Source organism: uncultured Caldilinea sp. (assembly GCF_937128415.1).
Lineage (GTDB): Bacteria > Chloroflexota > Anaerolineae > Caldilineales > Caldilineaceae > Caldilinea.
The window spans coordinates 17,501-29,050 of sequence record NZ_CAKZMJ010000057.1 but is presented as its reverse complement, the minus strand read 5'-3'; the positions used below and the strand labels follow the sequence as shown (position 1 = coordinate 29,050).

General features: G+C 62.9%; 10 protein-coding genes (1 of these 10 running past the window's edge). All 10 read right to left on the bottom strand.

All coding sequences use genetic code 11. The features are described 5' to 3' along the window. Window positions 1–14: 14 nt before the first annotated feature. Window positions 15–434 carry a rhodanese-like domain-containing protein gene (locus Q0367_RS08905; protein WP_297635256.1) on the bottom strand — a complete coding sequence of 140 codons (420 nt, stop codon included), beginning with the start codon at window positions 432–434 and terminating at the stop codon, window positions 15–17. A 36-nt stretch (window positions 435–470) separates the two neighbouring features. Continuing rightward, on the bottom strand, window positions 471–1,448 hold the full coding sequence (locus tag Q0367_RS08900) for a cobalamin-binding protein (RefSeq protein WP_297635259.1): 978 nt from the start codon (window positions 1,446–1,448) through the stop codon (window positions 471–473). A 29-nt stretch (window positions 1,449–1,477) separates the two neighbouring features. Next, the gene (locus Q0367_RS08895) at window positions 1,478–3,013 is read right to left on the bottom strand and encodes a sugar ABC transporter ATP-binding protein (protein ID WP_297635262.1); all 1,536 of its coding nucleotides are present in this window, start codon (window positions 3,011–3,013) and stop codon (window positions 1,478–1,480) included. Window positions 3,014–3,414: 401 nt separating this feature from the next. Beyond that, on the bottom strand, window positions 3,415–3,585 hold the full coding sequence (locus Q0367_RS21080; protein WP_363325848.1) for a hypothetical protein: 171 nt from the start codon (window positions 3,583–3,585) through the stop codon (window positions 3,415–3,417). A gap of 103 nt (window positions 3,586–3,688) precedes the next feature. Continuing rightward, the gene (locus tag Q0367_RS08890; RefSeq protein WP_297635265.1) at window positions 3,689–6,412 is read right to left on the bottom strand and encodes an ATP-binding protein; all 2,724 of its coding nucleotides are present in this window, start codon (window positions 6,410–6,412) and stop codon (window positions 3,689–3,691) included. Between the two features lie 252 nt (window positions 6,413–6,664). After that, complete coding sequence (locus Q0367_RS08885) at window positions 6,665–7,462, bottom strand: ABC transporter ATP-binding protein (RefSeq protein WP_297635268.1); 798 nt, start codon at window positions 7,460–7,462, stop codon at window positions 6,665–6,667. A 24-nt stretch (window positions 7,463–7,486) separates the two neighbouring features. Next, complete coding sequence (locus Q0367_RS08880; protein ID WP_297635271.1) at window positions 7,487–8,632, bottom strand: FtsX-like permease family protein; 1,146 nt, start codon at window positions 8,630–8,632, stop codon at window positions 7,487–7,489. Window positions 8,633–8,634: 2 nt separating this feature from the next. Continuing rightward, on the bottom strand, window positions 8,635–9,972 hold the full coding sequence (locus Q0367_RS08875) for an HlyD family secretion protein (RefSeq protein ID WP_297635274.1): 1,338 nt from the start codon (window positions 9,970–9,972) through the stop codon (window positions 8,635–8,637). Window positions 9,973–10,098: 126 nt separating this feature from the next. Then, window positions 10,099–11,430 carry an MFS transporter gene (locus Q0367_RS08870; protein ID WP_297635277.1) on the bottom strand — a complete coding sequence of 444 codons (1,332 nt, stop codon included), beginning with the start codon at window positions 11,428–11,430 and terminating at the stop codon, window positions 10,099–10,101. A 7-nt stretch (window positions 11,431–11,437) separates the two neighbouring features. Further along, window positions 11,438–11,550, bottom strand: partial view of a TetR/AcrR family transcriptional regulator gene (locus Q0367_RS08865; protein WP_297635280.1) — the end only. The gene runs 574 nt beyond the window's last position; only the last 113 of its 687 coding nucleotides appear in the window; its start codon lies beyond the right edge, outside the window; the stop codon is at window positions 11,438–11,440.

The window sequence follows — 11,550 nt, the reverse complement described above, 5'->3', positions numbered from 1 at the left end:
ATCGGCCGACGCGTTCAGGATCGACGCCCCTCGACCTCGCCGCCCTGAATTTGCCACTGCGTAATGCCGCCCGCCAGATTGTACGCCTCCAGCCCGTGCTGCCGTAAAAAGTGCGCCACCCCAAAGGAGCGGATCCCATGGGCGCAAAAGACGACGATCGGGCGATCTGACGGCAACGCGTCCAGGCGGTCGGGGACGCTGTTCATCGGGATGTGCAACGCGCCGGGAATGCGCACCTGACGCCATTCATACGGTTCGCGCACGTCGAGAAGGAGGGGAGGCGCATCGCCCCGCAGCCGTTCCTGCACCTCGCGTGGGGCCAGCTCCGGCACAACAACTTCTTCTGGCTCCAGCTCCGGAGAGAGCGGCGTCATCGGCTTTTTCGCAGGCGCGGGCCTGCGCCACAGATTTTTGAACGACTTGAACAGATTCATCACGCCTCAATATTCCCTTCCTATCGATCTCCAGGTTCATGGTTCGCAAATTGCAAATAGATGGGCGATCGCTTGCGCCTGCGAAGGCGTCGGCGCAGGCCAGCGATCGGGATGCAACAGCCCTGCCAGAATCTCAACGCCGTCGACGACGCGCGGCCCTGGCCGGCTGAAATAGGAAGTGGCGTCCACCGCATAGAGCCGTCCATGGGCGAACGCTGGCAGCTCACGCCAAACCGGCAGATGGGCGACGCGCCGCGTTTCCTCGATCGCGCCGGCCAAATCGTAGCCGCACGGCATGGCGACCACACAGGAGGGCTGTGCGGCGATGAGCTCCTCCCATGTGCAGCGCACACTGGGCTTGCCGTAGCGCCCCAGCACACAGCGCCCGCCGGCGCGCTCGATCTGCTCTGGGACCCAGTGGCCCGGCGCAAAGGGTGGATCGAGCCACTCCAGCGCAGCGACCGCAGGGCGCTCTTCCAACGGAACCGCACGAATCGCCGCCGCCACCCGTTCCAGACGGTCGCGCAGTCTCTGCACCTGCTGACGGCCAAACGCCAGGCGCCCTGTCAATTCCGCAACGGTCAGAATGGTCTCGAAGACGCCTTCGATGTCGGTCGGCTCCAGCGAAACCACCTGGGCTGCGCCGCCCCAACGCGGGGTCAACTCGCGCACGGCGGCGCGCACCGTTCCGTAGGACACTGCGCAGACGTCGCACAGCTCCTGCGTCAAGATCAGGTCAGGACGGGCGGCCTCGAGACGGTCCAGATGCAGGCCATAGAGGCTCTGCCCGTCGGCAAGCTGTTGAGAGACCAGGGCATCGATTTCGGCGCTCGTCAGATCGGCGTTGATTGCGCCGTTTTCCTGGGTGACCCCGATGGCGCTGTACGTCATCACCGGAACCGATCGGACGTCAGCCGGGAAATCACACTCGTGGCTGCGACCGACCAGCGCATCGCGCAACCCCAACAGACAGACGATTTCCGTTGCAGAAGGCAACAAAGAAACGATACGCATCGGCGCCTTCTCCTGCTCCAGATAAGACATCAGGGCGCTTGCGTCGCGCCCACCCCAAAGCAATAGGCAAGCACTTCCTCTTCTCCCACAGCGTCGGCGTCGAGCGTGGCGACCTGGCGCCCCTCGCGCAGGACGATCAGCCGGTGCGCAAGCCCCAGCACCTCGGGCAGCTCGGAGCTGACCAGCAGCACACCGACGCCCTGGGCAGTCAGGTCGCGGATGATGCGGTAAATGTCCTGCTTCGCGCCCACGTCCACCCCGCGCGTCGGTTCATCCAGCAGCAGCACGCGCACCTCCCCCGCCAACGCGCGGGCGAAGACGACTTTCTGCTGGTTGCCGCCGGAAAGCTGCGCCACCGGCTGCCGCGGGGAGCGGCTGCGCAGGCCGAGCCGCGCGCCCAGCTGCACGGTGGCGTCAATCTCGCGGCGGCGATCCAGCAGCCACCCGCTGCGCGCAAAGTTGCGTAGAAAAGTCAGCGTCGTATTTTCGTAGATCGGTCGCGTCAACACCAACCCTTGGGAGCGTCGCTCCTCCGGCGCCAGCGCCAGCCCCAGGCGATAGGCTTCCGCAGGCGAACGGGGACGGACTGGCTGCGCGCCGCGCTCGCCGTGCAGGTGAATCGAGCCGGCGAGCACCGGCGCTGCGCCGAAGAGCATGCGCAACAGCTCGCTGCGCCCGGAGCCGATCAGGCCGGCGACCCCCAACACCTCGCCGCAATGCAATGTGAAGGAGATGTCCCGGCAAAAATGGCCGCTCAGCCCGGCGACGGTGAGCAGCGGCGTCTGCGTGGCGGGCGAACGTGGAGGATAGATCGCATCGACCGTACGTCCGGTCATCCACTGCACCAGGTCGCGCTCGGTCACAGCTGCAGTCGGCTGCGTCGTCACGACGCGACCGTTGCGCATCACCGTAATGCGCTGCGTGATGGCGAAGATCTCGGCCAGCCGATGAGAGATATAGAGCACGCCGACGCCTCGCTGTTGCACCGTGCGAATGACGGCGAAGAGATGCTCGATCTCCTGATCGGTCAGGGAGGCGGTCGGCTCGTCCATCACGATCAGGTCGGCGTCGGCGGCCAGCGCATGGGCGATCGAAACGAGGGTCTGTTGCCCTGGGGAGAGACGACTGACCGGGAGATCGAGTGGAATGTCTGCGCCGAGCTGCTCCAGCACCTTCTGCGCATGCATCCGCAACCTGCGCCAGTCGACGCCGCCCCAGCGACGCCGCGGGTAGGCGTGGCCGAGGAAGATGTTCTCGACGGCGGTGAAGTAAGGGATCAGGTTCAGTTCCTGGTGGATAAAGGCCAGCCCCAGCCGCTTCGCCTCCCATACATGGCGCAGCTCCGCCGGTCGACCACGCACCAGAATCTCCCCCTGGTCGCGCGCGATGGCTCCCGCCAGCAACTTAATTAGCGTCGACTTGCCGGCCCCGTTTTCGCCCACCAGACCATGCACCTCGCCCGCAAAAAGATCGAGCGAGACGTCGTCCACTGCCAGGACGCCGGGATAACGCTTGCTGACGCGACGAATGGAGACCAACGGTTGGGCGGACGCAACTTGAGCCATACGATTTATCATGATACGCACTCAGCGTCGTGAAAAACAGCGTGCGCTATTGTATCACAACGCCTCATATGGATCGCAACGCTTTTTACGGCAATCGCAACGCCCGCGCAATTCCAACAAAACGGCTCCTGAATTGTGGAATCTCTTGTTACGCAGTTCGATGACGCCTTCTTGTAGAGTGCAACCTTTCAGGAAGCTGGGAGGAATTTCACAAAGGATTCTGGCAACCCATAGGCGCAGCTCGCAGCTGCGCTCCTTTGAATCCTCCTAAAACCTTGTGGTGTATCGAGAGTGTGCGGCTAGGAGCCGCACCGACAAGGAAACGGCGTCTTCGCGTTTAGTAAAAATCTAGAGCTTCCCGCAAACACAGCCAACTGCGTAAGATGAGTGAGGATGATGTTTCAGTTTGGGCTGTTCTTCTTTTTTGCAATGTAGTGCACTGCTTCCAGACCCGCAAAGTGTGAGTCCTGTGTCCATAAGACAGCGTCGTGGACGCGCGCGGTGGCCAGAATGATGCTATCCGCCATTGCCAGTTTCAGATCTAGCGAAATGTGCGCCGCTTCCAAAGCTATTCTTCGGTCGAGATATTATAACGGTGTGTCCAGAACGACGACAAGTTTAAAGAAGAAGGCCTAGTTCTCGAGAAGGCAGCAACGCTTGAGAAGAATAATAGGCTCATGCTTTGGCCTTGAGCGCCTCTTCGATCTGGGCGGTGAGCGTCGCTACGCCGACCGGTTTCTGGAGCCACGCCACAATGCCTTCGTAGGCGTGATGGGAAAGATGGTGTTCGGCGGGATAACCGCTCAGCACGATCGTGCGCAGCGACGGCAGCCGCCTGCGCAATTCGCGATGGAGCTCGACGCCGTTCATGCCGGGCATGGCAAGGTCGGTGATCATCAGATCAACCTCCGCCAGCCGTTCGCCGTAGCGGGCGAGCGCCTCCTCTCCGTCGGCGGCGGGCCAGACCTCGTAGCCGTGCAGTTCCAACAGATCGCAAAATGTTTCCCGCAGAAGCGATTCATCTTCGACGTAAAGCAATCGCACGGAAGCCGAGGGGCTGGTGGGAAGCGTAGGCGGCGCGATCGGAAGCTCCGGATGAAAAGCAGGCAAGTCGATGAAGAAGGCGGCGCCCTGACCGGGCTGGCTGACTACCGAGACTTCGCCGCCGTGCTGTTTGACAATGCCATACACCTGCGCCAGCCCAAGGCCGACGCCCTTGCCCACCTCTTTGGTGGTGAAAAACGGCTCAAAGATATGCGGCAAAACGTCGCCCGAGATGCCGACCCCATCGTCGCGCACGGTCAACCGCAGCCATTCGCCGTGATGGTCCGTCCTGGAGTCGCCCGTCCCTTCCAATCGTTCGACGCGCAGGCTCAAAGCGCCACCCTCGGGCATGGCGTCTTGGGCGTTGAGCGCTAAATTGAGCAGCGCCTGCTTGAGCATCGTAAAATCGCCGTGCACGAACCCTTGCAGTGAAGCGTTCTCTACGATGATCTGGATATTTTCGGGAAAGGTGCGACGCAGAAGATCGGCGACATCATCGAGCAGCAACGAGAGATTGACCGGGGCCTTGTTCAAGACAGATTTCAGGCTAAAGTCCAGAATCTGTCGGACCAGGTTGGCGGCGTATTGCGTCCGTTCGGCGATGGTGCGAAGCCGCAGCCGACTCTTCTCGGAGAGCGTCGGCTCCAGTTCGAGCAATTGCGTCTGCAGCAGGATGACGGCCAGAATATTGTTGAAATCATGGGCGACGCCGGCCGCCAGTCGTCCCACAGCGGCAATGCGTCCCTGTTGCAGCGTTTGCTCGAAGAGATGGAAGCGTTCGACGGCGGCGCCCACTTCCTTGCCGACTGCGCTCGCGAGCGCCAATGCATCCTCAGGCCACGCATCCACGTCCACCCCGCGCGCCATCAGCCCGCCGAACAGGCGCCCCTCATGGACGATCGGCGCGGCCAGCCACCGCTCGCCCTGGCCAGAACTTGCGGGCGAAGAGGCGTCCTCGATGAGATAGGCGCTCGTTTGCGTCCGGTCGAAGCGCGCCATCCAGCGCCTCGCCTCTGCTTCGTCGATGCCGGCGACTGCAATTTCATCCCTCGTCCACATCACGGCGCCGTCTGCGATCAGCCCTTGCACCAGCGCCTGAACTGCGTGCTCGAGCAGCGCTCGCACGTCGACGGCGGCAGCCGCCGCACCGATCACCGCATTGATGGCCTCCATATGGTCGGCGCGACGCATCGCCGACTCTTGCGCCTGAATCTGGTCGGTGATGTCGCGGTCGATCCCGATCGTCAACGGTCGGCCCTCTACGTCGATGGGCGCCGCAGAATATTCAATCACATTCGGCTTGCCATCCGGACGAATCCAAGAGAAGAAGCCCCGGTAGGGAATCTTATGCTGCCGGATAAAAAGATTTTCCGCCCGTGTGAAGACGCGACCGATCTTGCGGTGCACCAATGAGGTGTTGCCGATGGTTAAAAGTTCCTCTCGGCTGCGTCCGGCCATCTCACAATAGCGATCGTTGCATTCGAGCAATCGCCGCGAGCCACTTTCGGGAAGTTCTTCGTAGATGCTGATGCCGTCGAAGGCGTGCTCGAAGATCAAGCGCAGCTTCTCCTCCGAAGCGCGCAGGGCGCTCTGTACTCGGCGCTGCTCGGTGATGTCTTCCAGCAAACCTTCGCCGTGGATGAAACCGCTCTCCGGCTCGACTACCCACTCGATGCTGACGCGCGCCCATAACGTTGCATTATCGGCCCGACGCATCCGGCATTCACCCGAATAGGGTGACCACTGCGCCGTAAAGACGTCTCGCCAGCGGCCCGCTTCCTCCCGATCTGCAAACCAGTCCCAAAGCAGCGTTTCCTGCAACAATTCTCTGGACGACACGCCCAAAATTCTGGCCATGGTTGAGTTGACAACGGTCAGCATGCCTCCACTTGTGCATCGGAAGAGGCCAATCGGCGCATTGTCGAAACTGACGGCGCCCCGTCGTCTCGATGTCAAGGCGTGGAGTGAGGCGTTTTCCAGCTCGAGCAGGAGCCTCACTCGCTTCAACAGGCGCGCCTGCAGCTTTGGCGTCGTCAACATGCAATCCACAGCCCCTTCTGCAAGCGCCGTCTCAACCAGCAGTTCCTGTTCCGGCGACGCCAGGGCCATGCACGGGGTCTCGGGCAGGAGAAGCTGAAGTCGACGGAATGCATCCAACGGATCGGCGAGCGCACGCAGGTCGACGATGGCCAGATTGGCCCGGATGCGCACGGCGCCATTCCGCGCGCTCGGCAGGAGCGCATCGCTCCACAGCATCGTCATGACGGTCAACGCAGCGGAGCGCAACAGGTTTTCCATTTCCGCCAGTAAGGTCTTGTCGGAGCCGATCAAAAGAATTTTTGCAGGATGCGACATGCGCTCTCCCCCTGTTCGTGTTCACTCATCGCCGAAGACGGTGGAAGCATCCAGGAATTTTTTACTTTACCGCCGTCTGGACGTTTTGTAAAGCAATTTTGGAGGCTCCAAACGGGGCAAATGACTTGCAAAGGCCAGAACGGTGAATCGGAGAAGACAAAGCGGGGAAATTCAAGCGAGACGCACGGAGGTGCGCTCCGTGCGTCTTCCTGCGCAAAACACCCATCTTTCCCTGGGGGCTTCCTCGGCCTGTCAAACGCCTTGGAGGATCGCCAGCGGATCGCCCGCCAACGCCGGCTTCCCGTTGACGGACGGGGGATGCCCATCGAGTTCGTCGGCGGCGCCGGCCAGCCGCAAAATTTCCCGGCGATCGGTGATGACTCGGCTCACCTTCCCATCCATCATCTGGATCACGCGATCCACATATTTGCACATGCGCAGATCGTGCGTCACCATGATGCCGGCGCGGTTCTGCTCATGGATCAGCTCGGCGAAAGTCTGCACGACCTGATGGGCGCGCTCGGTGTCGAGGCTGGCGGTCGGCTCGTCGGCGAGCACGACCTCCGGCTCGTGAATCAGGGCGCGGGCGATGGCGACGCGCTGTTGCTGCCCGCCCGAAAGCTGATTGGGACGATTGTGAAGCCGCTCGCCCAGCCCAAGCCGCACGAGTAGATCCCGCGCCCGCTCCCGTCCATTGCGATCCAACTTGCCGTTGAGCCGCAGCAACAATTCCACATTTTCCAGAGCCGTCAGATAGGGAACCAAATTGTTCGATTGGAAGGCAAAGCCGATATAGCGGCCGCGAAAGCGCGTGCGTTGCGTTTCGCTCATGCGCCCGATGTCCTGACCGGCGATAAAAATCTGCCCGGCGCTCGGCCTGAGCAGGCCGGCCAGCATGGCGAGCATGGTGGTCTTGCCGGAGCCGCTTGGTCCGACCAGCGCCACGAACTCTCCCCTGCGCACACTCAGCGAAACGTCGTTGACGGCGGTGACGGCGGTTGCGCCTGCGCCGTAGACTTTAGTCACGTTGATGGCTTCCAAACCGATCACTGCGTACGCCCTTTCTCTCTTTTGCTATTGCGCCATGCCGAGCGCGCGCAGCGGCTCGATGCGCAGCAACGCCACGACGGAGACGATCCCCCCCAGCGGTCCGATCGCCAGCAGCGCCAGCACGGCGGCGAGCGCAGTGGCCCCCGTCAGCACGATCGGCACGGTGACCGGAAAGTTGGCGGTCAACGCCAGCGTGCCCGCCGCGCCGACGGCGACGCCCAGCGCATTCACGATGATAATCTGCGCAAACGCCGTCAGCCCCACCGTCCAGTTCGAGAGGCCGATGGCTTTCAGCATGCCGATCTGCGCCACCTTCTGCAGCGTCTGAATCTGGAAAAAGCCGCCGACCACCAGCACGCCGATGAAGAAAGTGAAGAACTGCTGCGTGCTCAGCGTGCTCTGCTGCGCCGTGTAGCCCGGCAGCGCCTCCCAGGCTGTCTTTTTGTCCGCGACCTCGACATCCTTCACCTCGGCTTCGATGCGGCGCTTCATGCGTTCGATCTCGTCCGGGTTGCGCAGCTTGACGACCGCAATGTTAGAGACCAGCTCGCCGCCGGGCTGGCCGCCGTCGGCGCGGATGTTGTCCCACGTCACAATCGGCGCAAAGACCGCCGGCTGAAAGAAGTACTGGCGCCGGTCGGTGAGACCCACCACAGTCAGGTCATAGAATTCTTCACGCGTGCCGCGCGTCACTTTGAGTCGGATAAGATCCCCGACCTGCACGCCCAGCCGCACGATCACGCCCTCGTCCACGATGACATTGTTGCCGCGGCTGCGCTCAAGCTGCTGTCCGGCGAAGACCTCCGGCTCGCCCGGCATGCCGGGTTCGACGCCGATGAAGGCGACGTTGATCTCGTCGCCGCCGGGCGGGACCAACTTGGCGGTGGAAAAGCCGACCTGCCCCACCGCCTCCACGCCCTCGACCCGGCGCAGCTCCGCCACGCGCGAGCGACCAATGCGGCTCGCCGCAGTCGAAAGCTGTGTGTTGGCCTGAAAGACAAGCAGCTCGCCGTTGAGTTTTTCAATGTATTCGCGGTTGGCCGAGGCCAGCCCTTCGGCGAGCGCCGCAATAAAGAGCACCAGCACCGTGATCAGCGCCACCACCGCAGCGATCAGCGCAAAGCGCCCTTTATTGCGCCACACTTCTTTGAAGGCGAGATAAAAAGCCATGCTCATTTCACTCCGAAATCGACCACAGCCGTCATGTTCCAGAGCAGACGGTTATCCTGGCGCTCCGGTTTCACCACGACCATGTAGACGGTGTCCCCGCGGTTGTCCTGCCCGATGGGACGGATGCGGTCGACCGTCCCGCGCAGCTCCAGGTCTGGAAGGGCGTCGAAGGTGACGGTGACCTGCTTGCCCGGCGTCACGCCCACCACGTCCAGCTCGGTCAGGTCCGACGTGTGAATCTCCCAGGCGGAGTCATCGGCGAGCTGCACCACCGGCAGGCCAGGCCCGACTTGCTCGCCAACGTTGACGTTGACCGACGCCACCACGCCGGCGAAGGGGGCGCGCAGCTCGGTGTTGCGCAGCGCCACCAACGCCTGTTGCAACGCAGCCGTGGCGGCGGCGACTTCGGCCTCGGCCGCTGCGATCTCCTCCGGTCGGGCGCCTGCCTTGAGCGCATCGAGCTGCGCCTGCGCCTGCGCCACCTGGGCGGCCGCAGCGGTCATATCCGAAGGCATGCTGTTGCGCATCATGTCCAACTGCGCCTGCGCCTGTCGCACCGCTGCGGCAGCAGCCGCCAACTCTGCCTGGGTGGGGCCGTTGAGCAGATCCTGCAGACGCGCCTGCGCCGCCTCATAAGCGATGGTGGCCTGCTGCATGGCGAGCGACTCCGGCCGCATGCCGGCGTCGGGCATGTCCTTGATGCGGTTATAGGCGGAGCGAGCCTGGCTGAGCTGCGCCTCGGCCGCAGCCACTTCTGCGCGCGCCGCAATCAAAATCTGCTCCGATGGGCCCTGCGTCAGCCGATTGTATTCAGCTTGTGCGCGCGCCAGCGCAGCCTCCGCCGCCCGGATGTTGCCCGGCGCCGCCGCGTTGACCAGCCGCTCGTAGGCGGCCTGGGCTGCCTGCAACGCCGCTTCGGCGACGGCGATCTCCTCCTCACGCGCGCCGGCGCGGATGCGATCCAGGTTGGCCTGCGCGCGCGCCAGGTTGGCCTGCGCCTGGGCGACGGCGACGCGCTGCTGTGCATCGTCGAGCTTCACCAGCAGGTCGCCCGCCTCCACGCGATCTCCCTCGCGCACGGCCACCTCCACGACGATCCCGCTGGCCGCCATGTTGAGGTCCGAGCGGCGCACGGGCACCACCTTGGCGTCGGCCAGGATGCGCGGCTGTGGAGCGTCGACCTGTGGCGCCGTCGCCGACTGCTCAACCTGAACATCCTGTCCGCTCGGAGAAGCCAGCACTTCGGTCAGCTCCGCCGGCAAATAGCCCAGCGCATATGCAGCATAGCCGGCGCCTGCCAGTGCAATGACAATCAGGAGGAAAATCAACAGTCGTTTCATAAATGGTTCGCTTTCTTACTCCCATACTGATTTGTTGCGTGGTGCGTGTTCCGTATTGCATATCTGCACATCCTTAACTCCACGAAACACGCACCACGAAATACGCATCACGAAACACACTCCCCTTTACGACCGCGTCGCTGCAGCGCCTGAGGAACCGGAATAAGCGTAGGGCGACGCCTCCTCACGCGATTGCAACGGCGGGTCCGGATGGACGAAAAGGCGTCGCCAGGCAAACGAGGCCACCCAGAGCATGACGACGCCGGTGAAGAGCGCCGGCCCCCAGGGGCGCGCCAGCGAAAGCAGCACGCCGCCGACGGTCGGAGCAATCACGCGCGTCAGACTCTCCAACGAAGCCGAAATGCCCAGCACCCCGCCCACCTCTTCCGGGTGCACCGATTTGCTCAGCGCGCTGTTGATCACCGTGTTGAGCACGCCGCCGCTGAACGCCAGCGGCGCCAGGACGATCAACAACGTCCAGACGTTCGGCGCAACTCCCCATGCAAAGAGGGAGACGGCCATCAGGAGGGACGCAGCCAGGATCAACTGCTTGTCGCTGTAGCGTCGGGTCAAACGCCCAATGGCGAAGCCCTGCACCAGCACCGCCAGCACGCCGACGTAGCCCAACACCCAACCCGTCTGTTCCACTGAAAGATTGAGCGGCGCGCCGGACGCATAGATGGCGAAGATCGACTGGAACATGGAAAAAGCCATGCCGAAAAAGAAACGAATGTGAAACAAGGGGCCGACGCGCGGCCGCTGCAGGGCGGCGATCAGCGCACGCAAGCTGAAGGCGGTGCGAGGACGACTGGCCAGCTCGGCGCGACGCTCAGGGGTCACCGATTCAGGCAGGAAGAAATAGACGGCGATCAGATTGAATGTGGCGATCGTCAACGCAGCGAACGCAGGCGCTGCGTAGCCGAAGCGCTCACCTAGCAGGCCGCCGATCACCGGCCCGATAATAAACCCCAGGCCAAACGCTGCGCCGATGAGGCCGAACGCCTTGCCGCGCGCGTCCGGCGGCGTGATGTCGGCGATGTAGGCCTGCGCCACGCTGATGTTGCCGCCCGTCAGACCGTCCAGAATGCGACTGACCAGGAGCAGGCTCAGCACCGCGCCGTTGATGGCGGCAAGGTTGGCGCCGAAGAAGGCGACGCCGATCGAGCGGCCCAACGTCTCCGCCACGCCTAACAAGAAGAAACCCAGGGCGGTGCCTGAAATGCTGACCAACAGGATCGGACGACGCCCATAGCGGTCCGAAAGGCGTCCCAGCACCGGCGCGCCGATCAGCTGCGCGGCGGCATAGGAGGCGGTCAACAGCCCGATCATCGCCTCATTTGCGCCATAGGACCTGGCATAGTAGGGCAACAACGGTAAAATCAGACTGAAGCCCAGCAGGTCGACGAAGACGATCAGAAAGATGGTCATCAGGCGATTTTGCTCAGCCCGTGCACGCATAAATTTTTCATCCCCTTTCCAAAACGTCACCCAACGGATTGTTATCCAACAGATGAGGAGAACGGCGAGCGCTGACGGGCTCTGTGAGCATCAAATCCGCACGAGGCAGCAGGCCGTCCA